The organism is Aquamicrobium sp. NLF2-7 (assembly GCF_022359935.1).
Classification (GTDB): Bacteria; Pseudomonadota; Alphaproteobacteria; order Rhizobiales; family Rhizobiaceae; genus Mesorhizobium; species Mesorhizobium lusatiense.
Genome location: NZ_JAKSED010000001.1, coordinates 3,179,989 through 3,205,871, shown reverse-complemented (window position 1 = coordinate 3,205,871; position 25,883 = coordinate 3,179,989). Strand labels below are relative to the sequence as shown.

23 protein-coding genes are annotated in these 25,883 nt (G+C 62.9%); 2 read left to right on the top strand and 21 right to left on the bottom strand.

The window, feature by feature from the left end; all coding sequences use genetic code 11:
• Positions 1-52 precede the first annotated feature (52 nt).
• The gene (locus MIC97_RS15715; protein ID WP_239800792.1) at positions 53-1,657 is read left to right on the top strand and encodes an ABC-F family ATP-binding cassette domain-containing protein; all 1,605 of its coding nucleotides are present in this window, start codon (positions 53-55) and stop codon (positions 1,655-1,657) included.
• A 56-nt stretch (positions 1,658-1,713) separates the two neighbouring features.
• Here the strand turns inward: MIC97_RS15715 and pnp are convergent, their stop codons facing one another.
• The 9 genes from pnp to rimP form a co-directional block, all read right to left on the bottom strand.
• Positions 1,714-3,855 (bottom strand): polyribonucleotide nucleotidyltransferase, encoded by a 2,142-nt coding sequence (gene pnp, locus MIC97_RS15710; RefSeq protein ID WP_239800791.1) that lies wholly within the window; start codon positions 3,853-3,855, stop codon positions 1,714-1,716.
• A 266-nt stretch (positions 3,856-4,121) separates the two neighbouring features.
• Positions 4,122-4,454, bottom strand: coding sequence for a 30S ribosomal protein S15 (rpsO, locus tag MIC97_RS15705; protein ID WP_275592482.1), 333 nt, complete (start codon positions 4,452-4,454; stop codon positions 4,122-4,124).
• Between the two features lie 127 nt (positions 4,455-4,581).
• Positions 4,582-5,673 carry a magnesium/cobalt transporter CorA gene (gene corA / locus MIC97_RS15700; RefSeq protein ID WP_239800790.1) on the bottom strand — a complete coding sequence of 364 codons (1,092 nt, stop codon included), beginning with the start codon at positions 5,671-5,673 and terminating at the stop codon, positions 4,582-4,584.
• Positions 5,674-5,740: 67 nt separating this feature from the next.
• Positions 5,741-6,694, bottom strand: a complete 954-nt coding sequence (gene truB, locus MIC97_RS15695) for a tRNA pseudouridine(55) synthase TruB (protein ID WP_239800789.1) — start codon at positions 6,692-6,694, stop codon at positions 5,741-5,743.
• Complete coding sequence (gene rbfA / locus MIC97_RS15690; protein ID WP_239800788.1) at positions 6,694-7,098, bottom strand: 30S ribosome-binding factor RbfA; 405 nt, start codon at positions 7,096-7,098, stop codon at positions 6,694-6,696. Before rbfA ends, truB begins: the two co-directional genes overlap by 1 nt.
• Positions 7,099-7,207: 109 nt before the next feature.
• Positions 7,208-9,850, bottom strand: coding sequence for a translation initiation factor IF-2 (gene infB, locus MIC97_RS15685; RefSeq protein ID WP_239800787.1), 2,643 nt, complete (start codon positions 9,848-9,850; stop codon positions 7,208-7,210).
• On the bottom strand, positions 9,847-10,497 hold the full coding sequence (locus MIC97_RS15680) for an RNA-binding protein (RefSeq protein WP_239801166.1): 651 nt from the start codon (positions 10,495-10,497) through the stop codon (positions 9,847-9,849). The genes infB and MIC97_RS15680 overlap by 4 nt, the downstream gene beginning before the upstream one ends.
• Positions 10,498-10,529: 32 nt before the next feature.
• The gene (gene nusA, locus MIC97_RS15675; protein ID WP_239800786.1) at positions 10,530-12,119 is read right to left on the bottom strand and encodes a transcription termination factor NusA; all 1,590 of its coding nucleotides are present in this window, start codon (positions 12,117-12,119) and stop codon (positions 10,530-10,532) included.
• Positions 12,120-12,157: 38 nt separating this feature from the next.
• Entirely contained in the window at positions 12,158-12,826 is a 669-nt protein-coding gene (rimP, locus tag MIC97_RS15670; RefSeq protein WP_239800785.1) for a ribosome maturation factor RimP, read from the bottom strand.
• A 295-nt stretch (positions 12,827-13,121) separates the two neighbouring features.
• Here rimP and MIC97_RS15665 point away from each other — a divergent pair, with 295 nt between their 5' ends.
• Complete coding sequence (locus tag MIC97_RS15665; RefSeq protein ID WP_239800784.1) at positions 13,122-13,286, top strand: hypothetical protein; 165 nt, start codon at positions 13,122-13,124, stop codon at positions 13,284-13,286.
• 89 nt (positions 13,287-13,375) lie between these two features.
• On the opposite strand, the gene MIC97_RS15660 is transcribed toward MIC97_RS15665, so the two are convergent.
• The 12 genes from MIC97_RS15660 to MIC97_RS15605 form a co-directional block, all read right to left on the bottom strand.
• A complete protein-coding gene (locus MIC97_RS15660; RefSeq protein ID WP_239800783.1) occupies positions 13,376-14,920 on the bottom strand; it encodes a tripartite tricarboxylate transporter permease in 1,545 nt (514 codons plus the stop codon).
• A 12-nt stretch (positions 14,921-14,932) separates the two neighbouring features.
• Positions 14,933-15,418: a tripartite tricarboxylate transporter TctB family protein gene (locus MIC97_RS15655; RefSeq protein ID WP_239800782.1), complete on the bottom strand. Its 486-nt coding sequence runs from the start codon at positions 15,416-15,418 to the stop codon at positions 14,933-14,935.
• Positions 15,415-16,359: a tripartite tricarboxylate transporter substrate-binding protein gene (locus tag MIC97_RS15650; protein WP_239801165.1), complete on the bottom strand. Its 945-nt coding sequence runs from the start codon at positions 16,357-16,359 to the stop codon at positions 15,415-15,417. Before MIC97_RS15650 ends, MIC97_RS15655 begins: the two co-directional genes overlap by 4 nt.
• Positions 16,360-16,521: 162 nt before the next feature.
• Positions 16,522-17,226 (bottom strand): tRNA (guanosine(46)-N7)-methyltransferase TrmB, encoded by a 705-nt coding sequence (gene trmB / locus MIC97_RS15645; protein ID WP_239800781.1) that lies wholly within the window; start codon positions 17,224-17,226, stop codon positions 16,522-16,524.
• A 17-nt stretch (positions 17,227-17,243) separates the two neighbouring features.
• Complete coding sequence (gene metK / locus MIC97_RS15640) at positions 17,244-18,509, bottom strand: methionine adenosyltransferase (protein WP_239800780.1); 1,266 nt, start codon at positions 18,507-18,509, stop codon at positions 17,244-17,246.
• A gap of 147 nt (positions 18,510-18,656) precedes the next feature.
• A complete protein-coding gene (locus MIC97_RS15635; protein WP_239801164.1) occupies positions 18,657-19,079 on the bottom strand; it encodes a helix-turn-helix transcriptional regulator in 423 nt (140 codons plus the stop codon).
• A gap of 138 nt (positions 19,080-19,217) precedes the next feature.
• A complete protein-coding gene (gene lnt, locus MIC97_RS15630) occupies positions 19,218-20,810 on the bottom strand; it encodes an apolipoprotein N-acyltransferase (protein WP_239800779.1) in 1,593 nt (530 codons plus the stop codon).
• 99 nt (positions 20,811-20,909) lie between these two features.
• On the bottom strand, positions 20,910-21,986 hold the full coding sequence (locus MIC97_RS15625; RefSeq protein WP_239800778.1) for a hemolysin family protein: 1,077 nt from the start codon (positions 21,984-21,986) through the stop codon (positions 20,910-20,912).
• 30 nt (positions 21,987-22,016) lie between these two features.
• Entirely contained in the window at positions 22,017-22,526 is a 510-nt protein-coding gene (gene ybeY / locus MIC97_RS15620) for an rRNA maturation RNase YbeY (protein ID WP_239800777.1), read from the bottom strand.
• An 8-nt stretch (positions 22,527-22,534) separates the two neighbouring features.
• Positions 22,535-23,527, bottom strand: coding sequence for a PhoH family protein (locus MIC97_RS15615; RefSeq protein WP_239800776.1), 993 nt, complete (start codon positions 23,525-23,527; stop codon positions 22,535-22,537).
• Positions 23,528-23,661: 134 nt separating this feature from the next.
• Positions 23,662-25,038 carry a tRNA (N6-isopentenyl adenosine(37)-C2)-methylthiotransferase MiaB gene (gene miaB / locus MIC97_RS15610; protein WP_239800775.1) on the bottom strand — a complete coding sequence of 459 codons (1,377 nt, stop codon included), beginning with the start codon at positions 25,036-25,038 and terminating at the stop codon, positions 23,662-23,664.
• A 33-nt stretch (positions 25,039-25,071) separates the two neighbouring features.
• A complete protein-coding gene (locus tag MIC97_RS15605) occupies positions 25,072-25,881 on the bottom strand; it encodes a 1-acyl-sn-glycerol-3-phosphate acyltransferase (protein ID WP_239800774.1) in 810 nt (269 codons plus the stop codon).
• Positions 25,882-25,883: the final 2 nt, after the last annotated feature.

The window sequence follows — 25,883 nt, the reverse complement described above, 5'->3', positions numbered from 1 at the left end:
TTTTCTCTGAACGCAACGCGCATCCGCTTTGTCATCAGGGAAATTCTCACACATGCCAGCTTCGATCGCTCTTTCCAGGCTCAGCTTTTCCACGCCTGACGGGCGTCGCCTTTTCTCCGATCTCGACCTAGCCTTCGGGCCGGGCCGCACCGGGCTGATCGGGCGCAACGGTGTCGGCAAGAGCACCATTCTTCATCTGATATCCGGCCGGCTTTCGCCGCAAACCGGCTCCGTGTCCGTCAACGGCACACTCGCGGTCTTCAACCAGACTGTGCAGGTCTCTCCCGAGGCCACCGTTTCCAGCCTGTTTGGGGTGGATGCGCAACTCGGCATTCTGCAACGCGCCAGCGAAGGCAGTGCCACCGTCGAGGAACTGGCTGGCGCCGACTGGACGCTGGAGGAGCGGATGGAGGCGGCTCTTGCCAGAATGGACCTCGATGCCTCGCCGCACACACGCCTGCACACACTTTCGGGCGGACAGCGCACGCGCGCCGGTCTTGCCGCGCTGCTTTTTTCCGATGCCGATTTCCTGCTCATGGACGAGCCCACCAACAATCTCGACCGGCAGGGCCGGCTGGCGCTTCACGAGATGCTCGCTGGCTGGCGCAAGGGCGCGCTCGTCGTCAGCCACGACCGCGAGCTGCTTGGCCTGATGGACGAGATCGTCGAGCTGACAACGCGCGGCGCCACCCGCTACGGCGGCAACTGGAGCCATTATCAGGAGCGCAAGGTGCGGGAGCTGGCGGCAGCGCAGCGCGATCTGGACTTCGCCGAAAAGAAATCGGCTGAAGTGGCGCGCGCCGCACAGGTTGCAACGGAGCGCAAGGCGCGACGGGACGGTGCCGGACAGCGCAAGGCGGCGAAAGGCGACATGCCGCGCATTCTCGCGGGCGGCATGAAGGAGCGTGCGGAAAACAGCAGCGGGGCCGGTGCCCGCCTGGCCGGCAGCCAGCAGGCGCAGGCCCGTGAAGCCCTCGCGGCAGCGCGAGAGCGCCTCGAAGTGCTGCAAAAACTCGCCGTCGCTCTGCCTTCCAGCGGCCTCGCCGCCGGCAGAACCGTGTTGAGCCTCGACAATGTCTCCGCCGGCTATCAGGCGGAGCGTCCGGTTTTCAGCGGCATCACGATGGTGGTGACCGGGCCCGAGCGGATCGCCATTACCGGCCCGAACGGCTCCGGCAAGACGACGCTGCTGGAATTGATCACGGGGCGTCTTTCTCCTCTCGCGGGCACGGTGCGCGTGACGGAGGGCGCCGCCATGCTGGACCAGCGCCCCAGCCTCCTCGACCCGTCCGCCCCGATCCGCGACAATTTCCGCCGCCTCAACCCCGATGCCAGCGAGAATGCCTGCCGGGCGTCCCTCGCCCGCTTTGGCTTCAGGGCGGACGCGGCACTTCATACGGTTTCTGACCTGAGCGGCGGGGAGTTGCTGCGAGCCGCACTCGCCTGCGTGCTTGGCGGCATCAAACCGCCGCCGCTGCTCATTCTGGACGAGCCGACAAATCATCTCGATCTCGATTCCATAGCGGCGATCGAGGCCGGTCTTCAGGCGTATGACGGGGCGCTTGTCGTCGTCAGCCATGACGAGCCGTTTCTCGAAGCTCTGGACATTTCCCGGCGCCTCGAACTGCCGTCAGGCCGCATTCTTTACACCAGATGAAACGAAAACGGGCGCGCCTTTCGGCGCGCCCGCATGTTTCAGAGCTGAAGAAAGGCTCAGGCCTCTTCGCCTTCGGCCTTGGCTTCCTTGACGACTTCCTTGCCGGTGGCCTGGTCGACCACCTTCATGGACAGGCGAACCTTGCCGCGCTCGTCGAAGCCCATCAGCTTGACCCAGACCTTGTCGCCTTCCTTGACCACGTCGGTGGTCTTGGCGACGCGCTGGTCGGAAAGCTGCGAGATGTGGACCAGACCGTCACGCGGACCGAAGAAGTTCACGAAGGCGCCGAAGTCGGCGGTCTTGACGACCGTGCCTTCGTAGATTTCGCCGACTTCCGGCTCGGCCACGATGGTGTGGATCCACTTCTTGGCCGCCTCGATTTCCTTGGCGCTCGACGACGCGATCTTGACCGTACCGTCATCCTCGATGTTGATCTTGGCGCCGGTCTTTTCCACGATCTCGCGGATGACCTTGCCGCCGGAACCGATCACGTCGCGGATCTTGTCGGTCGGGATGTTCATCACTTCGATGCGCGGAGCGAACTCGCCGAGCTGGCCACGGCTCTCGGAGAGCGCCTTGCCCATTTCACCGAGGATGTGCAGACGGCCGTCCCTGGCCTGGCCAAGCGCAACCTGCATGATCTCTTCGGTGATGCCGTCGATCTTGATGTCCATCTGCAGCGAGGTGATGCCCCCCGCCGTACCCGCAACCTTGAAGTCCATGTCGCCGAGGTGGTCCTCGTCACCGAGAATGTCGGAGAGCACCGCGAAGCGCTCGCCTTCCTTGATCAGGCCCATGGCGATACCGGCAACCGGCTTCTGCAGCGGAACGCCCGCATCCATCAGAGCCAGCGAGGTGCCGCACACGGTGGCCATCGAGGACGAGCCGTTGGACTCGGTGATCTCCGAGACGACGCGCAGCGTGTAGGGGAACTGCTCGGCGGAAGGCAGCATCGGACGGATGGCGCGCCAGGCAAGCTTGCCGTGGCCGATCTCGCGGCGGCCCGGCGAACCCATGCGGCCGGTCTCACCCACCGAATAGGGCGGGAAGTTGTAGTGGAGAAGGAACTTCTCCTTGTACATGCCGGTCAGAGCGTCGACATACTGCTCGTCTTCGCCGGTACCGAGCGTGGCGACGACGATCGCCTGCGTCTCACCGCGGGTGAACAGGGCCGAACCGTGGGTGCGCGGCAGGATGCCGACTTCCGAAACGATCTGGCGAACGGTGCTCAGGTCGCGGCCATCGATGCGCGAGCCGGTGTCGAGGATGTTCCAGCGCACGATCTTGGCCTGGAGCTCCTTGAACACGCTGGCGACCTGCTCGGAGGACCACTTCGCCTCTTCGCCTTCGGCCGGCGTGAAAGCAGCCTTGACCTTGGCCTTGGCGGCGTCGACGGCAGCGTAACGGGCCTGCTTGTCGGTGATCTTGTAGGCTTCGCGCAGATCGGTCTCGGCGATGGCGAGGATTTCGCTTTCAAGCGCGGAGAGATCGGCGACGCTATGATCGCGCGGCTCCTTGGCGGCCACTTCGGCCAGCTTGATGATCGCGTCGATGACCGGCTGGAAGCCCTTCTGGCCGAACACGACAGCGCCCAGCATCACCTCTTCGGACAGTTCCTGCGCTTCCGACTCGACCATCAGAACGGCCTCGGAGGTGCCGGCGACGACAAGATCGAGCTTCGATTCGGTCATTTCGTCGATATGCGGGTTCAGCACATATTCGCCATTGATGTAGCCGACGCGCGCGCCGCCGATCGGCCCCATGAAGGGAACGCCCGACAGGGTGAGTGCTGCGGAGGTGGCAACGATCGACAGGATGTCCGGATCGTTCTCAAGGTCGTGCTGCACGACTGTGACGACGACCTGCGTGTCGTTCTTGTAGCCGTCAGCGAAGAGCGGACGGATCGGGCGATCGATGAGACGCGAAACCAGCGTCTCCTTTTCGCTCGGGCGACCTTCGCGCTTGAAGTAACCGCCGGGGATCTTGCCGGCAGCGTAGGTCTTTTCCTGATAATTGACGGTCAGCGGGAAGAAATCGAAGCCGGGCTTCGGCTCCTTCGCCGACACGACAGTCGCCAGAACCATGGTCTCGCCATAGGTGGCGAGCACGGCGCCGTCGGCCTGACGGGCGATCTTGCCGGTCTCCAGAACGAGCGGACGGCCGCCCCATTCGATCTCGACTTTATGATAGTTGAACATGCCTTGTCCTTCATATGCGGAAAGGCCACGCGGCTGTGCCGGGCGCGGCTCATCTTTCCTGGCTTCTTTCGGGCAGCCACGGGCAAGACAACGGGAGACTCGGGGCAATTCCGGCTGAGTGCCGGCGCGAGCATCCTGCAATCCTGCCCCATGACCGTCCACGGGGCGGTTCCGGCGGCCCTTTCCGCCATGGAACCATTCGGGCCGATAGGCAGCCCGGATATGCGACCGGCGGGAATCCTGAGACGCCCGCCGGTCAGATCAGGTCAGCGACGCAGTTCGAGCCTCTCGATCAGCGTCTGATAGCGCGCAACGTCCTTGCTCTTGAGATAGTCAAGCAGGCTGCGGCGCTGCGACACGAGCGCGAGAAGACCACGGCGGGAATGGTTGTCCTTCTTGTGGTCCTTGAAGTGCTCGGTCAGGTTCTTGATACGCTCGGAGAGGATGGCAACCTGCACCTCAGGCGAACCAGTGTCGCCCTTGGCAGTTGCAAACTGTGCCATCAATTCTTGCTTGCGTTCGGCAGTGATCGACATCGTGTTTTTCCTTATATGTTGGAGGAAACGGGACGCCTTGAGCCGGGATGTCGTCCAGCACAGGCCACTAAGCTCGCGACAAAAAGTGCGATACAGTGGCGCATATAGTGCAATTATCCGCCAAAAGCCAGCCTGATTCAGCATGGCTGCCCCGCGCACCCTTTCCCGGCCCGATCGGGAAGCTTCGGGCCTAGAGCCATTTTCTCCATTTGAAGTAGCCAAACAAAGCGATGGCCACGGCAATCATGAACAGCAATGCCGCCGGATAGCCGTAATAGGCGCGCAGCTCCGGCATGTTCCATGGCGACACGTCGGGATCGAAGTTCATGCCCCACACGCCGACGAGAAAGGTCAGGGGAATGAAGATCGTGGACACGATGGTGAGCAGCGAGATGACATCGTTGGTGCGCGCCTGGCTGAGCGACAGATGCATCTCGATCAGTCCGCTCAGCGTGTCACGCTGGCTTTCCACCAGCTCGATCAGGCGCATGGCATGGTCGAGCGTGTCGTTGAGGAAAACCTTGGTCTCGCGCGTCACGAAAGGATCGTCGTTGCGGATCAGCGCCGCAAGTGCATCGCGCAGCGGCCACAAGACGCCCTTCAGCACCAGCATCTCCCGGCGCAACGCATGCAACTCCTGCATCTGCCCCTTCTGCGGACCACCCAGCATGCTTTCCTCAACCCGCTCGATCTCGTCGCTGATCACCTCCATCGGGGCGAAATAGCTGTCCACGACCGCATCGATCAGCGCATAGGCCAGATAATCGGCCTGCCGGGCGCGCAGGCGGTTTGGGCCTTCGCTGGCAATCCGCCGGCGGACCGGATCGAAGGGATCGCCCTCCCGCTCCTGAAACGTGATGACGAATTTTTCGCTGAAGAAAACGGAAATCTGCTCATAGCGATGCAGCGCAGCATCATCGACCATCCGCAGCGCCACGAAGGCGTGATCATCGAAGAAATCCACCTTCGGCCGCTGATCGGCATTGACCACATCTTCCATCGACAAAGGATGCAGGCCGAAGGTGCGGCCGATTTCGCCGATGAGGGTGACGTCGGCCAGCCCGACGCAATCGACCCAGATGACGGGCCATTCACCGCGATTGGCGACGATATCGGCAATGCCGGCATTCGCGATGGTGCGGAACTTGTCCGGAGCAATCAGGGTGAGACTGAGCTTCGTGGGGCTTGCGGCAGGGTCGGCAACCAGCGTGCCGGGCGCAGCACCTACCGGGGTGCGCCGCTTGCGTCGACGATGCTTTGTCGCCTTGCCTGCCCTCGACATGGAAGCTCCCGGTTGCCGCTGGAAATGCGGCAACCTTACCCGCTTGCGCGGTCAGTTCAAGAAAGCTTCAGCAGGTGAAGACGCGCTTGGGCTTGAACATGCCCTGCTCGATCGCGCCGATTGCAACCAGCCGGCCGCGCGCGGTGATGCAGGCCTCATCGGCTTCCACCGGAGCATCCCGGCCGCGCACGACGACCGGATTGCCGAGCCTGATCCGGTTGGCGGCGTCGTCTCCGACCGGCACCTGCGGCAGGCTTTCCAGAGCCGACAACGTATCCACCAGAAGATCATCAAGGGCTGCGAACCGTGCGCCTGCCGGACGCTCCTCGCCCTCCTGCGGCGGTGGCGGAACGGCAGCTTCAAGCTCTTCAAGCGTCACGAAATCATCCGCCGTGAAGGGATAGACCTCGGTGCGGCGCAGGTCGGCTATATGGCCGAAACAGCCGAGATCACGGCCCATGTCACGGGCCAGAGAACGCACATAGGTGCCCTTGCCGCACTCCACCTCGAAGATGGTCCTGTCGGCTTCATGGGACACGATGTCGAGCCGTGCAATCTCCACCTCGCGGGGCGGGATTTCCACCGCAGTGCCTTCGCGGGCGATGTCATAGGCGCGTTCGCCGGCAATCTTGATGGCCGAGAACTGCGGCGGAACCTGCAAAATCACGCCAGTGTAATTGGGCAGCAGGGCGCGCACCTCGTCTTCGGCCGGGCGCTTATCGGACGTCTTCGTGACCGGCCCTTCCAGATCGTCGGTGGAGCGCTCCTCGCCCCAGGCGACGGTGAAGCGATAGATCTTGGCCCCGTCCTGAACATAGGGAACGGTCTTGGTCGCCTCGCCCAGCGCAATCGGCAGCATGCCGGAAGCCAGCGGGTCAAGCGTGCCGGCATGGCCCGCCTTCTCGGCCTGAAACAGCCATTTGATCTTCGAAACCGCCTCGGTCGAGCCCAGGCCCACCGGCTTGTCGAGCACCACCCAGCCGGAAACCGGCCGGCCCTTCTTTTTGCCTCGGCGCGCCACTATTCCTTGTCCTCATCATCATGACCGAGATCGCGCGCCACCTCCGGGGAATGGAGGAGATCGTTGATCTTCTGGAAGTTGTCGTAACTGGTATCCAGCCGGAAGCGGAATTCCGGCATGTATTTCATCTGCCTCAGCGCCGGCGACATGCGGCCGCGGATGAAGCGGGCATGGCGGTTCAGCGCGGCGATGACAGCGTCATCATCCTTCGCGCCAAGGGGAGCGACATAGGCATTGGCGATCTTCAGATCGGGCGACATGCGTACCTCGGAAACCGAAATCACCGTCGTCTCGATCACGTCGTCACGGATTTCACCGCGCTGGAGCATTTCCGCCAGCGCATGGCGCACCTGTTCGCCGACACGCAGCATGCGCTGCGAAGGGCCTTTTCCTGCATTGGACATATTCTTTTATCCTGAACACGCGAGCGCGGAATTGGACCGCGTCCCGCACGAAACATAAAAAGAATGGCGGCCGGGCGGGCCGCCATTCACTCCGTCGGTTGCCGGCGGATTACAGCTTGCGCGCAACCATCTCGACGCGGAAGCACTCGATGACATCGCCGGCCTGGATGTTCTCGTAGTTCTGGAACGCCATACCGCATTCCTGACCAACCGGAACTTCCGACACCTCGTCCTTGAAGCGCTTGAGCGTCTTCAGCGTGCCTTCGTGGATGACGACGTCGTCGCGGATCAGGCGCACGCCCGCACCGCGCTCCACACGGCCTTCGGTCACGCGGCAGCCGGCAATCTTGCCGACCTTGGTGATGTTGAAGACCTCGAGGATCTCGGCATTGCCGAGGAACGTCTCGCGGCGCTCCGGCGACAGCATGCCGGACATCGCATCCTTGATGTCGTCGATCAGGCTGTAGATCACGTTGTAGTAACGGATCTCGATGCCGGCGGCTTCAGCCGCAGCACGCGCCTGAACGTTGGCGCGGACGTTGAAGCCGATGATGACCGCACCGGACGTCTCGGCCAGCGAAACGTCGGTCTCGGTGATGCCGCCTGCCCCCGAATGAACGATGCGCACGCGCACTTCGTCGGTGCCGAGCTCTTCCAGCGCGACGTTGATCGCCTCGATCGAGCCGGATACGTCGCCTTTGATGACCAGCGGGAACTCCTTGAGATTGCTGGTCTGGAGCTGCGACATCATCTGCTCCAGCGAGCCACGCTGACCGGCATGCTTGGCAGCAGCCTTGTCGCGCGCCTTGCGCTGGCGGTACTCGGTGATTTCACGGGCGCGCGCTTCGTTGTTCACGACGGCAAAGCGGTCACCGGCGCGCGGCGTACCCTGCATGCCCAGAATTTCGACCGGCATGGACGGGCCGGCCTCTTCCACATGCTCGCCCCGGTCGTTGACCAGGGCGCGAACGCGGCCCCACTCGTTGCCGGCAACCAGAATGTCACCGGGCATGAGCGTGCCGGTCTGCACCAGAACGGTGGCAACCGGACCGCGGCCCTTGTCGAGCTGCGCCTCGATGACCACGCCTTCCGAGGTACGGTCGGGGTTGGACTTCAGGTCGAGGATTTCAGCCTGCAGCAGGATCGCCTCAAGCAGCTTGTCGATGCCGGTTCCCGTCTTGGCCGAAACCTCGACGTCGAGCACCTCACCACCCATGGATTCGACGAACACCTCATGCTGAAGAAGCTGGGTGCGCACCTTCTGCGGATCCGCAGACGGCTTGTCGACCTTGTTGATGGCCACGATGATCGGAACGCCGGCAGCCTTGGCATGGCTGATCGACTCGATGGTCTGCGGCATCACGCTGTCGTCAGCCGCCACCACCAGAATGGCGATGTCGGTCGCCTGCGCACCGCGGGCACGCATGGCGGTGAAGGCCGCGTGGCCGGGGGTGTCGATGAAGGTGATCTTCTGACCATCCTTTTCCACCTGATAGGCACCGATATGCTGGGTAATGCCGCCGGCTTCGCCCGACTGCACCTTGGCATGACGGATGGCGTCAAGCAGCGAGGTCTTGCCGTGGTCGACGTGGCCCATGATGGTGACGACAGGCGGACGCGACACCAGATCGTCGGGATTGTCCGCGATGTTGAACAGGCCTTCCTCGATGTCGGAATCCGCCACGCGCTTGACGGTGTGACCGAATTCAGTCGCCACCAGCTCGGCCGTATCGGCGTCGAGAACGTCGCCGGGCTTCATCATCTGGCCCTGCTTCATGAAGAACTTCACGACATCCACGGCCCGCTCGGACATACGCTGGGCAAGTTCCTGGATGGTGATCGTCTCCGGCAATGTCACTTCGCGCATAACTTTCTCGCGGGGCTCCTGATACATGGCCCGCTTGAATTTTTCCTGACGCCGGCGCATCGCCGAAAGCGAGCGGGCGCGGGCATCGCCATCTTCCGACGAGAGAGCGCTGGTCAGCGTCAGCTTGCCACGGCGGCGATCTTCCTCGCCCTTGGCCTTGGCCGGACGCGCCACTTCAGGCGTCACGATACGGCGGGGCGGCACGCTCGGGCTGCTCGGGGCGCCTGCGCGCTTGACCGGCTTTGCATCATCCTCCTCATCAGCAGCTGCCTGAGGCGCACGACGACGCGCTTCTTCCTCGGCCCGGCGACGGGCTTCGGCCTCAGCCTGAAGGCGGGCCTCTTCTTCGGCCTGCCGACGAGCGGATTCTTCCCGCTCACGCTTGCGCCGCTCATCTTCCTCGGCACGGCGGCGGGCGTCCTCGGCCGCACGGGCGCGATCCTCGGCCTCGCGTGACTGGGCTCCCTCGAGCGCACGACGACGCGCGTCCATCTCCTCGCGGGACAGGGCGTTCAGGACCATGCGCTCGGCCGGTGCCGGGGCGCGTGCAGGCTGCTGCGGCCTCGGCGCGACCTTCGGCGCCTGCTGCTGCACGACGGGAGCGGCTTGCTTTTCAACGGGTTCCGGGGCGGGTGCTGCTGCCACTTCAGGCGCTGCCGGCGGTACGGGCGCAGGCTGCGGCTTCGGCGCAAACACGGACGGCTCCGGCTTTTCGCCAGGAATGTTGAACTTGCGCTTCTTGGTCTCGACGACGACAGCCTTCGTGCGTCCATGCGAGAAGTTCTGGCGCACGGTTCCCTGCTCCAGGCCCGGCCGCTTCAGCGTCAGGGTCTTCTTCGGCGTAACGCTCAAAGTCTTGTCATCGCCCGATTTCGTATCGCTCATTCCCAATCCTCTGCGGCATCATCTTCGCCAGCGACGGCCGCAAGCATCGCCAGATCGTCCGGGGATCCGCCCCGGTAACGGTCGAGCGCAACCATGCGCTTCTGCACCGCCGTGCCCGCGTCCGACGCGAGAACGGCTGCATGTATCACATTTGTGCCACCCAATGCCAAACCCAATTCAGCTTCGGGGAAAAGTTTGTAGGCACGGATAGCGGGTCCGCCCAGATGCACGGTGGCACGGCGGGCCTGGCTGATCTTTCTCACGCCGTCCTCAGCGGCTTCTTCGGCATGAAGAACAAGCAGCGCCTCACCGCTGCGCACCGCTGCCTCAACCTTGGTAGCGCCGAATATGACCGCTCCCGCCTTGCGGGCAAGGCCGAGCATGCCAAGGGCGGACCGGACCAGCAACCCGTCGACCAGAGCGCCGAGTTCAGCAGGCACGTCCACCTTGGTCTTGAAGGCGCGTGAAAACAGGTTTTTCGCCGCCGCCTTGTCTACATGTAGGCGATCGGCACTCACCCAGCAACCACGGCCGGGCAGATTTCGCTTCAGATCGGGGACGACGGCCGAATCCGGGCCGACAACGAAACGGATCAGTTCATCCGTTTCGGCTGTCTTCCTCGTGACGATGCAGGTGCGATCGTTCATATCCGACAAAGGGTGCCCCGGTCTCCATCACGTCACGCGTCGGCGTCAGCTTCGGCCTCTTCGGCCTCAGCTTCGTCGGCGGTGATCCAGCCAGCCTTCAGGCGGGCGGCTACAATCATCTGTTCTGCATCCGTATGCGAAATGCCGTGGCTTGCCAGAACGCCGGGGAAAACCTTGGTTTCCCCATCCTTGCGCTCCTTCCAGCCGGCGAGATCGTCGGCCGCATATCCGGCGAAATCCTCTACGGTCTTCACGCCGTCCTCGCCAAGCGTCACCATCATTGCAGTGGTCACGCCGGGGATTTCGCGCAGCTCGTCCTCGACGCCAAGCTCCCGGCGCTTCGCATCATGCTCAGCCTCGATGCGCTCCAGATATTCGCGGGCGCGGGTCTGGATTTCTACGGCGGTGTCGTCGTCGAAACCGTCGATGGACGAAATCTCGTCGGCATCGACATAGGCCACTTCCTCGACGCTGGTGAAGCCTTCCGAGGCAAGAACCTGCCCGACCATCTCATCCACGTCGAGCGCATCCATGAACAGGTTGGAGCGTTCCACGAATTCCTTCTGGCGGCGCTCGCTCTCTTCCTGCTCGGTCAGGATATCGATGTCCCAGCCGGTGAGCTGCGAGGCAAGGCGCACGTTCTGGCCGCGGCGGCCGATGGCCAGCGAAAGCTGATCGTCGGGAACCACCACTTCGATGCGCTCGGCATCCTCGTCGAGCACGACCTTGGCGACCTCGGCCGGCTGGAGGGCGTTGACGATAAAGGAAGCGGCCGAAGGCGACCACGGAATGATGTCGATCTTTTCGCCCTGAAGCTCGCCGACGACGGCCTGAACGCGCGAACCGCGCATACCGACGCAGGCGCCTACGGGATCGATGGAGGAATCGCGGGAGATGACGGCGATCTTGGCGCGCGAACCCGGATCACGGGCAACCGACTTGATCTCGATGATGCCGTCGTAGATTTCCGGCACTTCCATGGTGAACAGCTTCGCCATGAACTGCGGATGGGTGCGCGACAGGAAGATCTGCGGACCGCGCTGCTCGCGGCGCACGTCGTAGACATAGGCGCGCACGCGGTCGCCATATTTGTAGATCTCGCGCGGGATCAGCTCGTCACGGCGGATGATGCCTTCACCACGGCCGAGATCGACGATGACGTTGCCATATTCCACGCGCTTGACCGTACCGTTGACGATTTCGCCAATGCGATCCTTGTACTCGTCATACTGGCGGTCGCGCTCGGCCTCGCGCACCTTCTGGACGATGACCTGCTTTGCCGACTGGGCGGCGATACGGCCGAAATCCATCGGCGGAAGCTGTTCTGCGATGAAATCGCCGAGCTGCGCGTCGGGATTGCGCTCACGCGCCGTGACCAGCGCGATCTGCGTGGCGTAATCCTCCACGGTATCGACGACCTCCATCAGCCGCTGGAGCTTCATCTCGCCCGTCTGCGGATTGATGTCGGCGCGAATGTTGGTTTCCAGACCGTAGCGCGAGCGCGCCGCCTTCTGGATGGCGTCGGCCATGGCGTCGATGACGATCTGCTTGTCGATCGACTTCTCGCGCGCGACCGCATCGGCAATCTGCAGCAGTTCAAGCCTGTTTGCGCTTACAACCATGTCTATCTCCCTGAACCGGGCCGCTTCTTCGCGACGGTTCAATTCGCTTCGTGTTCGTTTCCGTCTTCGGCGTCGTCTTCATCAAACGCCTCGTCGGTTTCGTCCTGATTCTTCTTCGCTTCCTTGCGGGCGCGATTGTCCTTCGACAACGCATCGCGGATGAGGTCATCGGTCAGAATCAGGCGCGCTTCGGCAATCGTATCGAAAGGCACCTGCACCGAAGGCTCCTCGCCATAGGCGGGCACATCGCGCAGCACCAGAATGCCTTCGTCGTTCACCTCGGTGATCCGACCCCTGAAGCGCTTGCGCTCGGCAACCAGGGTCGAGGTCTCCATCTTCACCAGATGGCCGAGCCAGGTGGCGAAATCGCCCTTGCGCACCAGCGGCCGGTCGATACCCGGCGACGACACTTCAAGATGATACGCCTTTTCGATGGGATCTTCCACATCGAGCGCCGGCGAGACGGCGCGGCTCAGCTCCTCGCAGTCCTCCACGGTCATGGTGCCGTCTTCACGCTCGGCCATGATCTGAAGGGTGAGGCCATTCTGGCCCGACAGTCGCACGCGCACCAGACGAAAGCCGATGCCGCGCATCACCGGCAGAATGATCGCCGCAATGCGCGCATCAATGCCGCTCTCACGGATGATGCGATCATCACCGTTGTCGCGGTCGGGGCGGTCGTCGCCGAAAACTTCGCTTGCCGTCATATGATTCCTGATCCGAAGGCCGGCAGGTAACAAAAAAGAGCGGGACCGGATGGACCCACTCTTCGTCATACCGACCAAGAATTTGCACGCTATATAACCGAAGTCGGCACCGGGTTCAATAGCGGGCGCGAGCCACCACCGATTTGCATGAGACGTGCGGCAGACGCAGGCCACACATGCGCTACATGCCATGGAAGCACCCGGATTCGCGTCCTATATGTATGCTGCATCGCACAACAAGATAATGCGATGCAGCAAAGGATCAAGATAATGCGATGCAGCAAAGGATAAAGAAATGAACCGTTACAAGCCGTTCAACCGGCTCGGTACCTTGCTCGGCATGATGGGAAGCGCGGTCGCCGCAGCCAGTGCCGTCGAGCGCGGCGTTGCCCCGGAAGCACGCCACCTGCGTAAGCTGGGCATCGACCCGAAGCAGTTCGGCCAGATCCGTCTCAGCTGACGGCTGAACAGCAACTCTGTTCGCGACAGGCCGATAAGATGAAGGGCGCCCCTGCTGACGCCCTTTTTGCTTTCCGGTTCCTGCCTTGCTCAATCCTCGTCGGTCGCAAACTGGGCAAGCACCTTGCCCTTGCCTTTGGCGCGCAGATAAAGCGGCAGCGCCACCGCGAGGATCGCCAGAACCCACAGCAATATGGCGATCCATGAGCGGAACAGGATCGCCGGATCGCCCTGGCTTATCTGCAAAGCCTGACGCAGGCTCTTCTCCGCCATCGGCCCCAGAATGAGGCCCACCACAACCGGCGCGATCGGGTAGCCGAAGCGGCGCAGCCCGTAGCCAAGAATGCCGAACAGCATCAAAAGCAGAAGGCCGAAGGACACCGGCACCGGCCCGATGAAGAAGGTCGAGCCATCGGCGCCGATGGTGCCGAGCGTGGCGAACACGAGAATCCCCGCATAGAGCCACGGCTTGGGTATGGAAAGCAGCTTCACCCACAGGCCGATCAGCGGCAGGTTGAGCACCAGCAGCATGAAGTTGGCCACCAGCAGGCTGGCGATCAGGCCCCACACCAGAGGGGCGTTTGTGGCGAACAGCAACGGGCCGGGCTGCAGGCCGAACTGCTGGAAGCCGGCCAGCATGATGGCCGCGGTAGCCGTCGTCGGCAGGCCAAGCGTCAGAAGCGGCACAAGCGTGCCGGCAGCCGATGCGTTGTTGGCGGCCTCCGGACCGGCAACCCCCTCGATCGCCCCTTTGCCGAACTCTTCGGGGTGCCGGGCGAAATTCTTTTCAGCCGAGTAAGAAAGGAAGCTGGAGACATCCGCACCGCCCGCCGGCATGGCCCCGATCGGGAAGCCGATGGCGGTGCCGCGCAGCCATGGTATCCAGGAGCGGCGCCAGTCCTCGCGGCTCATCCACACCGAGCCCTTGACCGTTTCCACCTTTTCCTCACCCATGTTGCGCTGGGCAACGACCGTGAAGGTTTCGCCGATGGCGAACAGCGCGACCGCCAGCGTGGTGACGGAAATGCCGTCGAACAGGTTGGGCATGCCGAAAGTGAGCCGCGCCTGCCCGGTCAGCTGGTCGATACCGATCAGGCCAAGTGCAAGACCGATGAACAGCGAGGTCAGGCCACGCAGGGTCGATTCGCCAAAAGCGGCCGAAACGGTCATGAAGGCCAGCAGCATCAGCGCGAAATATTCCGCAGGCCCGAAGGAAAGGGCGAATTTCACAACGGAAGGTGCGATGAAGGCGAGGCCCAGCGTGGCGAGAAGCCCGGCCACGAAAGAGCCGATGGCCGCCGTGGCAAGTGCTGGCCCCGCCCTGCCCGATTTGGCCATCTTGTTGCCTTCCAGCGCCGTGACGATCGAAGCGCTTTCGCCCGGCGTGTTGAGCAGGATCGAGGTGGTCGAACCGCCATACATGCCGCCATAATAAATACCGGCGAACATGATGAGAGATCCGGCAGGGTCGAGCTTGTAGGTCACCGGAAGCAGCAGCGCCACGGTGAGCGCCGGTCCGATGCCCGGAAGGACGCCGACCGCGGTTCCAAGCGTGACGCCGATCAGCGCATAGAGCAGGTTGGCAGGATCCATGGCCACCATGAGGCCCTGACCCAGCAGGCTGAATGTATCCATGTCGCTCTCCGCTCAGAAAAGGCGTTCGAGAGGACCGGCCGGCAAGGTCAGTTGCAGCCCCTTGGCGAACATCAGCCACACCAGCAGCGCGAAAACCACGCCGACGGGAAAGGTGATCCACATCTGTCCCTTGCCGAAGGCGCGGGCGGTAGCGGCAAACAGAAAGCCGGTGGCGATCGAAAAGCCTATCGTCTTCATGGTCAGCATCTGCGCCACCAGGCCGCCGAGAACCCAAAGCATAGGCGGGAAATTTTGCGGTTCGCGCTGCGGAAAATGCCCCCGCATGGCCTCTATGGCGGTGAACACCGAGAGGATGAACAGGCCGCCTGCAATTATGTAGGGAAAGGTTTTGGGGCCGACCGGCGAGTAACCCGCAACTGCGCTCGACAGCGATGTGCTCCACGCGATCACTATCGCCACGGCGGCAAGGACGGCGGCTATGCCCAGCGCCGCCTTGTCGGGGCGGCGCCGGAGGTTACGCGAACCCATGTCGCTCATTTGACGAGACCGATGTCTTTAAGAATGGCCGTGGTGTCGTCGGTGTCCTTCTTCAACTGCTCGACGAAGGCATCGCCGGCCAGATAGGTGTCGGCCCATCCCTTGTCCTTCAGAGTCTTCTGCCAGCTCTCGGATTTGGCCATTTTCTCGATATCGGACTGGATAGCGGATTTCTGTTCATCGGTGATGCCGGGAGCTGCCGCCACCATGCGCCAGTTCTGGATCGACACGTCGACGCCGCCTTCCCTGAAGGTCGCCGCATCGATGCCCTCGACCCGCTCGTCACTGGAAATGCCGATGATGCGCAGCGTGCCGGCTTCGATCTGGGAAGCGAACTCGCCATAGCCCGAAATGCCGACGGTGACCTGATTTCCCAGAATGGCGGCAAGCGCCTCGCCACCACCGGCAAAAGCGATGTAGTTGACCTTGGTGGGATCGACACCCACAGCCTTTGCGATCAGGCCGGCCGTGATGTGATCGGTGCCGCCTGCGGAGCCGCCCGCCCACGAAACGCTGCCCGGATCGGCTTTCAGCTTCTCGGCCAGCCCGGCCATGTCCTTGATCTCGGATGCGGCGGGAACGACGATCGCCTCATATTCTCCCGTCAGCCGCGCGATCGGGGTCACCTGATCGAGCGTGACCGGAGATCCGTTGGTCAGGATCGCGCCGACCATGACATAGCCGCCCACGATGAGCTGTGAGGGGTCGCCGGATGACTGGTTGACGAACTGGGCCAGGCCGATGGTGCCACCGGCACCCGGCACGTTCAGCACCTGAACGCTGCCGGAGATTTTCTCGTCCTGAAGCGCAGCCTGCATGGAGCGCGCTGTCTGGTCCCAGCCGCCCCCGGGTGCGGCCGGAGCCATGATCTTGTAATCCTCGGCCATCGCCGGCATGGCCATGGCGCCGGCAATGATGGATGCCCACACGAACTGCTTCACTGGATTTCCTCCCTTGTAGCCTGCCTCATGGCAGGCTGACATCTGCCGGCTCCCGTGCCGGCCGGCTCATCGCTGAGCCTCGACCGACAAGTTGGCATCAGATGCAAAAGGGCGCAAGCACCCTCATCCTAAGGTCCAAGATGCAGGCGGACGGAAAGGATTTCAGGCGCGCAGAAACGTCAGATAGGCGGGCGTTCGGCCCTCACGCAGGGCCTTCGCCTCATAGCGGGTGCCCGGCCAGCCCTCATAGGGCGTGTGCCAGTCGGCCGCCTCGCTGGCCTTCCACTCAAAAGCGGTATGCGCATGGCAATGCAGCAGCGTCCAGTTCACATAGGTATCGATGTCGGAAGCGAAGCGGAAACGTCCGCCCGGCTTCAGCACCCGTGCGAAGCGATCGAGATTGGCGGCATTGACGAAACGGCGCTTCCAGTGCCGTTTCTTCGGCCAGGGATCGGGATAGAACAGATCGATCCCGTCGAGAGACGCCACAGGCAGCCAGTCGAGCAGCAGCGTGGCGTCCTCGTTGAACAGCCTGATATTGTTCAGCGGCTGGCGCTCCAGCGCCGCCGTCATCTTGGCCATGCCGTTGACGAAGGGCTCCACCCCGATGAAGCCGTCATCGGGGTGGGTCGCCGTCTCATGCAGGAGATGCTCGCCGCCGCCGAAGCCGATTTCAAGCCGCACATGCTCGACCTGCGCGGTGAAAAGCTGGCGCAGGTCCTGAGGCGCGGGGCGGGACAAATCCAGCCCCATCGTTTCGAGCCCGGAGGCGAGCGCATCCGTCTGGCCGGAGCGCAGGGGCTTGCCCTTGCGCCGGCCGAAGAACGCCTCGCTTGTGCGGCTGGGTCTGGTCGCTTCGGCAGACACGGCTTCGACTATCCCTTTCAGGCGGAAACCGCCTCCCGGAGTGCCTTCACCAGATCGGTCTTTTCCCAGGAGAACGACCCGTCGCGGCCGGCCTTGCGGCCGAAATGGCCATAGGCCGAGGTCCTGGCGTAGATCGGCTTGTTGAGATCGAGGTGACGACGGATGCCGCTCGGCGACAGGTCCATGACCTTGCGCAGCGCCTCTTCCAGAACCGATTCCTCGACCTTGCCGGTGCCGTGCAGGTCGACATAGACCGACAGCGGCTGGGCAACGCCAATGGCGTAGGAAAGCTGGATGGTGCAGCGGTCGGCAAGCTTGGCGGCAACGACGTTCTTGGCAAGGTAGCGCGCGGCATAGGCAGCCGAACGATCGACCTTGGTGGTGTCCTTGCCGGAGAATGCGCCGCCGCCGTGGGGCGCGGCACCGCCATAGGTGTCCACGATGATCTTGCGGCCGGTGAGGCCGGCATCGCCGTCAGGCCCGCCGATGACGAACTTGCCGGTCGGGTTGATGTACCAGTTGCAATCGGCGGCGATCTTCAGGTCGCCCAGCGCCTCGCGGATGTAGGGTTCCACGACCTGACGAACCTTCTTCGAATCCCAGCTTTCGTCGAGATGCTGGGTCGAAAGCACGATCTGGGTGACTTCCGTAGCCTTGCCGTTCTCATAGCGGACGGTCACCTGGCTCTTGGCATCGGGGCCAAGCTTGCCGACATCGCCCTCGCCCTTGTGGCGGGCGGCGGCCAGCAGTTCGAGGATCTTGTGGCTGTAGTAGATCGGTGCCGGCATCAGGTCCGGCGTCTCGCGGCAGGCATAACCGAACATGATGCCCTGATCGCCAGCACCTTCTTCGCCCTGACGGTCGGCGGCATTGTCGACGCCCTGACCGATATCCGGCGACTGGCCATGCAACAGCACGTCTATCTTCGCCGTCTTCCAGTGAAAGCCGTCCTGCTCGTAGCCGATCGCCCTGATCGCCTTACGGGCGGCAGCGCGGATCTTCGAAGGGTTGATCACGGCGTGACCCGAAGCGTCCTCGAGGATCCTGCCGTCCTTGTCCTTCTTCAGCAGCGTTTCAGGCACGCGTACTTCGCCTGCGATCACCACGCGGTTCGTGGTGGCCAGCGTCTCGCACGCCACACGCACTTTCCAGGGGTCCATGCCGCTTTTCTTCGCCTCGCGATAAACGAGATCGACGATTTCATCGGAAATGCGGTCACAGACTTTGTCGGGATGGCCTTCGGACACGGATTCCGAAGTGAAGAGATAGTTCTGACGGCTCACGGGATGTCCCCTCTGGAAATGCCGAAGCTCCGTGCCCGGCGTTGCGTCGATATGGCGCGCAACGTGTTAGCGGGGTGGCGCGCGAGTCGTCAAGCTATGGGAATGCCCTCGGGGAAGGACTTTCCCTCAGGCCGCGAACGGCAGCACTTATTTGTCGGTATCGTCGGGAGAAAGGGATTTCACCAGTTCCACGATCCTGCGGCGAACCTTGGGGTCGTTAATACGGGCGAATGCCCGATTGAGCTGAATACCCTCGGCGCTGGAACAGAAATCCATTACGGATGTCATGGAGGCGTCTTCCGCGAAACCGCCACCCGATGTCGCTTCATCGGTCGGCGCGTTCTCGAAAAAAAACGCCGGCGGCACTTCCATGATCGACGCGATCGCCTGCAGGCGGCTTGCGCCTACACGGTTGGTGCCTTTCTCGTATTTCTGAATCTGCTGAAAGGTAATCCCCAGGCTCTCGCCAAGCTTCTCCTGGCTCATGCCCAGCATGTTACGGCGCATTCGTATGCGGGCGCCTACATGCGCATCGATCGGGTTAGGCTTCTTTTTGCTCTGATCCGCCATTCGTTCCTCGCCGAATTCCTCCGGCATCTCGTTATTTAAACGCCTTACTTTTTCGGCCCGCACATGGCACGAATGGGTCCGTGAACCTAGCACAAGAAAGTAGTCTCAATAGAATATGAAATTCTAATATATGACGAGTCAATTCGTTCGTAGGCTCTGCCTTACATTCACGACAAAGGCACCGATCACAAGAAGCATCACCAGAATTATGCCATTTATGCGACGCTGGCGCTCAGTTATGGTTTCCGCAAGGTAAATGGGAATGCGAGAATCAATTATTCCCTGAGTGCCGATCGCCAGCCCGTCGACGACGATGCCACGTTGTCCGACAACTCCGGAAATGCCTGTATTGGCGGCCCGCAACAACGGCCGTCCGGTCTCGACGGCACGCAGCTGGGCCTGCCGGAAATGCTGATAAGGGCCCGGCGTGTTGCCGAACCACGCGTCGTTGGTGACATTGATCATGATGTCCGCGGACGCAGAATCGGCGGCCACCAGCCCGGGGAAAATCACCTCGTAGCAGATGAAGGGCGAGGCTTTGACGCCACCCGGCAGGGAAATATCCCTGCGCTGGTTGCCGGCATCAAAGTTCATCGGCCCGGCGACAAGCTGGTCGATGCCGATCGAAGCGAAGAGATCGGCGAAGGGGATGTACTCGCCGAACGGAACCAGATGCACCTTGTCGACCGCATCGACGATTTCGCCCCTGTCGTCGATCGCAACGACAGAATTGTAATAGCGGGTGCGGGTTCCCGGCCCCGACGCCGCTTCTTCGCGCACGATGCCGGCCACCAGCAACTGCCCGTCCTGCAAGACCTCACCCAGCGCGGTCAAAGCGTCGGGACGGTCGGTGAACAGGAAGGGCACGGCCGTTTCAGGCCAGATGATAAGCTGCGGCCGCGCCTGCCCTTGCGCCGGCGGCCGCGCCGACAATTCGATCAGCGACGCGAAGATGCGGTCCCTGACTTCCTTGTCCCATTTTTCAGAAAGGTCGACATTCGGCTGGACGATCCGCACCTGAAGATATTCAGACGCTTCGGCAACCGGCTTGGTAAGCCGATAATAACCGAACCCCGCATGCGAGATCAGCAGAAGCGCGAACAGCGCCGCCCCCAGGCGCCGGCCTGATTTGTCCACCAGAAGCGCCGGCATCGAGAAGACGAATACGGCCAGCGCGTTCATGCCGTCCATGCCCATCACCGAAACGCTCTGCATCAGCATCGGCACCGGCATGGCGGCATAGCCGATGGCGTTCCACGGAAAGCCGGTGAAGAGAAAACCGCGCAGCCACTCGGCGATCGCAAAGCCTGCGGCAAGGGCGGCGATCCGGCCGATGCCGCTGCCCCACATCGCGCGGGCGATTGCCGCCGCCAGCCCATAGAAGAAGGCAAGCAGCAGCGGAATGCCGATCATGGCGAAGGGAAGCGCCCACGCAAAGCTCTCGGCTTCGACCAAAAGGGCCGTGCCGATCCACCACAGGCCGCCGAGGAAGTAGCCGAAGCCGAACCACCAGCCCACCGCAAAGGCAGGTTTCAGGCGCCCGATGCGACTGACGGTGGCGTCGCCGGTGGTGCCATCAAGCAGCCAGACCAGAATGGGAAAGGAGATGAAGCAGGCTGCCGGAAAATCATAGGGGGCCTGCCCCAGAACGGCAAACACCCCGGCGAGGAAGGCGACCAGCGCCCGCCGCCATCCCCAAAGCAGCACTATCCGGCCGGCAAGGCGTTGCATGAGACCTTCCGATCAACGCGAATCACAGATCAACCTAGCAGGCGCGAGTCCGCAGGCCAAACGCTACAGTTGTACAGAAACCCGCTACAGCCCGCCCGATCAGGCCTGCTCCGCCCGTATTACGCGCTTGCGGCGCTCGCCCTTGGACAATTGCACGATCCGCACGCGCTTGATGCGGCGCGGATCGGCGTCCAGAACATGGAACTCGAAGCCGGGGACGGCCTGAACCACCTCGCCACGAGCCGGCACGCGGCCAAGCGTGTTGAAGATCATGCCACCGATCGTATCGACGGATTCGCCATGCTCGCCGGGCGCGAAGTCCTTGCCGATCATGGCCTGCACGTCCTCGATCTCGGCCTTGCCGTCGACAATGAACACGCCGTCGCCCGCCCTGGTGATCAGCGCTTCCTCGTCGTCGTGCTCGTCCTCAATGTCGCCGACGACCATCTCGACGATGTCTTCCAGCGAGGCCAGACCGTCGGTGCCGCCATATTCGTCGATGACCAGAGCCATCTGGATACGCGCTGCCTGCATGCGACCCATCAGGTCGGAGGCCAGCATGGACGGCGGCACGAACAGCACCGGGCGCATGAGATTGAGTTCACCGATGGTGCGGGAAAGATCGACCTGAGAGAGGTCGAGCTGAGCAGCGGTCGGGGCGGTCTTGCGAGTCGTGCGCCGCTTCTTGCCGCGGGCAAGGCGCGTGATGTGGCCGAGCAGATCGCGGATGTGGACCATGCCGCGCGGATCATCCAGCGTCTCGCAATAGACAGGCATGCGCGAGTGGCCAGACTGCTCGAACACGGTCATCAGGTCCGCCAGCGTGGTGCCAAGCTCGACCGCCTCGATATCGGCGCGCGGCACCATGACGTCCTCGACGCGGACTTCGCGCAGCCGCAATATGTTGTTGAGCATCGCCCTTTCGCCGGGCGAAAATGCCTCGCCATCGGCACCGGCCTCGGCAAGAGCGTCGACGATCTCTTCGCGCAGGTTGGTGCCGTTGCGCGGCCTGAACAGGGCCTTGAACTTCTGGACAAGCCCGGGTCCGGCAGGCGTGGCCTCATGCGGCTGGCTGCCGGTTACGGTACTCGGACTGGGGTCCTCGTCCGGATTCTCGGGCAGGTCCCGAGCGCTGCCTGCATCATTGTGCCGGGCAGTATTTGGCGTGTCGTTCATCGTCGTCCGGTCAGTTTCTCAAAAACGTAATTACGCATAGGGATCGGGAATGGCAAGCCTTGCCAGAACCCGTCGCTCCAGAGCTTCCATTTCCTCGGCCTCTTCATCGCTCTCGTGATCGTATCCGAGAAGATGCAGAAATCCATGCACAAGAAGATGACTGATATGGTTGGCGAGCGGCTTGTTTTCCAGTTCCGCTTCGCGAAGGACCGTCTCGGCCGCCATTACGATATCGCCAAGCATCGGGGGCTGGATATCTTCTTCCAGCTCAAATGCGGGAAATGACAGCACGTTCGTCGGCTTGTCCTTGCCCCGCCATTGGGCATTGAGTTCCTGAATGCGGGCATCGTCACAGAAGACGACGCTGAGTTCGCTCTGCCCAGTCCAGCCCGGCTGCAATTCATCGAGAACAGCGCCGACGGAACGTTCCACGAGCCCCATAAGCTCGCTCTCTGGCGGCCAGTCGCCTGCCTCCAGCAACAGGTCTATATCCACGGGAAGCGGCGCGGACGCCGCCGGATCGCAATCTTTGATGGACATGCGGCGCGTCAGCCTTCCACGCCCAGACCGCGCGAAACCTTGCCGTCGCGGTCATAGGCCCTGACGATTTCGGCCACCAGCGGATGGCGAACCACGTCGACATCGTTGAAGCGCACGGTGACGACACCCGAAACGCCATCCAGCACGCGCAGCGCCTCCACAAGGCCCGATTTCGTATTGGGCGGCAGGTCGATCTGCGTCGGATCGCCGGTGACGATCATGCGCGAATTCTCGCCAAGACGCGTCAGGAACATCTTCATCTGCATGGAGGTGGTGTTCTGGGCCTCGTCGAGGATGACGGCGGCATGCGAGAGCGTGCGCCCGCGCATGAAGGCCAGCGGCGCGATCTCGATGACGCCTGCACCAATCGCCCGCTCCACCTTGTCGCCCGGCATCATGTCGTAGAGCGCATCGTAGAGGGGCCGCAGATAGGGATCGACCTTCTCCTTCATGTCGCCCGGCAGGAAACCAAGCCGCTCGCCCGCCTCCACCGCAGGCCGCGACAGGATGATGCGCTCGACCATGCCGCGTTCGAGCAGCATGGCGGCATGCGCCACCGCCAGATAGGTCTTGCCCGTGCCGGCAGGCCCGACGCCGAAGACCAGTTCCGAGCGCTCCAGAGCCCGCATATAGGCGTCCTGATTGAGCGAGCGGGCATAGATGGTCTTCTTGCGGGTGGAAATCTGCGCGGCCGACATCTTGCCCTTGCGCTCCATGGTGGGCAGCACCAGCTGGTCGTCGGCCGCAACGGCCATGCGCACGGCGCCATCGACATCGGACTGGCCGATATCGGCGCCCTTCTGGAGAATCTCGTAGAGGCTGTCGAGCGCCCGGCGCGCCTGCTCGGCCGCCACCGCAGAACCACGAATGCTCAGCTGGTTGCCGCGCGAGCGGATATCGACACCGAGCTTCTGCTCCAGCCGCGCCAGATTTTCGTCAAACTGGCCATACAGGGCGCCGGCCAGCTTGTTGTTATCAAAGGTGAGTACGATGTGGGCCATATCTGAAGCCCCTGACGGGGCGCTGGAAGATGGGCCGTTACCGGACGTGGCATCGGGGCTCGTATTCGTCAGGTCGGTTGCGCTCAACCGTCTCTCCAGATCTGCCGGGGCCGGATCATACGGGTTATCCGCGATCAGACCGGGTCGGCGAACAGGCTGTTGAAGCCAGTCTTCGTGATTCGCACGTCAATAATGTCACCGATTTCGGCGACCTTTTCATCAACAATAACGGGCTGCAGCCAGGGCGAGCGGCCCACCTTCTGTCCCGGCTGGCGGCCGGGCTTCTCGATCAGCGTGGACATGGTGCGGCCGATCATCGAAGTGGTGAACGCCTGCTGCTGTTCATTGAGCAGCGCCTGAAGCCGCCGCAAGCGCTCGTCCTTGACCGGCTCGTCGACATGGCCGCCCATCTCCGCGCCCGGCGTGCCGGGGCGCGGCGAATATTTGAACGAGAAGGCCGAGGCATAGGAAACCTCGCGCACCATCTTCAGCGTGTCCTCGAAATCGGCTTCCGTCTCGCCGGGGAACCCGACGATGAAATCGCCCGACATGGCGATGTCGGAACGGGCCGAACGAATGCGCTCGATCAGGCGCAGATAGTCGGCACCCGTATGGCGGCGGTTCATCGCCTTGAGGATGCGATCCGACCCGGATTGCACCGGCAGGTGCAGATAGGGCATCAGCGCGCCGAGATCGCGATGGGCGGCGATCAGGTCGTCGTCCATGTCGCGCGGATGGCTGGTGGTGTAGCGCAGGCGCGCAAGGCCCGGGATTTCCGCCAGCCGGAACAGCAGGCGGCCAAGGCCCCATTCGGAACCATCCGGCCCTTCGCCATGCCATGCGTTGACGTTCTGCCCGAGCAGCGTCACTTCGCGAACGCCGGCATCGGCCAGCCGCTCGGCTTCCGCCACGATCTGGGCAACCGGGCGCGAGACTTCCGAGCCGCGCGTATAGGGCACCACGCAGAAGGTGCAGAACTTGTCGCAGCCTTCCTGCACGGTGAGGAAAGCGGTAACGCCACGCTTCGCCACCGCCGCACGTTGCAGCTTCGGCAGATGCGCGAACTTGTCCTCGATCGCGTATTCCGTCTCGACGACCTTCTCGCCGTTGCGGACCTTTGCCAGCACATCAGGCAGGCGATGATAGGTCTGCGGGCCAACGACCAGATCGACGGCCGGCGAGCGGCGCAAAATTTCGCTGCCTTCGGCCTGCGCCACGCAGCCGGTGACGCCGATGACCAGTTCGCCGCCATTGATCTCGCGCTCGGCCTTCATTTCGCGGATGCGGCCGAGTTCGGAATAGACCTTCTCCGCCGCCTTCTCGCGAATATGGCAGGTGTTGAGCAGCACCAGATCGGCGTCCTCGATCACTTCGGTCGCCACATAGCCATCGGCGGCCAGCGCATCAGTCATGCGCTGCGAATCGTAGACATTCATCTGGCAGCCATAGGTCTTGACGAAGACCTTCTTCGGCGTGCCCTTTTCGGTCGGGAGCGTTGTCGTCTGTTCCATCGGCGGGCTTCTACCAGCAAAACCCGGCTGAATCTACGGCTTTGGGCGCGACCCTTCCGGCGCGCGCAGGGCTGCGGCAAACTGCTCGCGCACCCTCTCCTCCACGGTGCGCGCCGCCTGCTTGCGGTTGTCGCCGGCGGCGAAGATCACCGGCTCGCCAAAACGCACTTCCACATCCATCGCGCCGCTGGCTATGAGGTCGCGGGCATGCGAGGCGAGATCCTGATCGCCGATCCAGCTTGCCAGAGGCCGGAAGCGGCGGCCGAGCGGCATGCCGTGCAGGCGCGTATAGGCAATGGCCACCGGCTGGATGGCGACTTCCTTTGCTGCTCCTTCGGCAACCGCCATGGTGGCCGCGCCAAACAGCGTGCTCTTGAAGGGCAGCATCATGTTGCCGTCGCTGGTGGTGCCTTCGGCGAACAGAACCATGGCCTCGCCGTTGACCAGCCGGAGCGCGATCTCGCCGGCCTGATCGCCGGACTTGCGCCGTCTTTCGCGCTCGATATAGACGGTGCGTTGCAGGCTCGACAGAAAACCGACCAGCGGCCATGTCTGCATATCGGCCTTGGCGATGAAGCGAACATCCGCAATCGCGCCCAGAACCGGAATGTCGGTCCATGAAATGTGATTGGCGACGATGAGTAGCGGGCGCCGCGCTGCCGGCTGGCCGGTCACATGCACCCGTATTCCCAGTCCGCGCAGGACGACGCGGTGCCATAGCCTCAGGATGACGGTTTCCCGCCACAGCCCCGTCTTCATGGCAACCAGTTGCAAGGGCGCCAGAATCAGCGTCGCGATCCCGACAAAGACAAGCGCGAGCGCGATCCTGATCCGTGCGATCATGT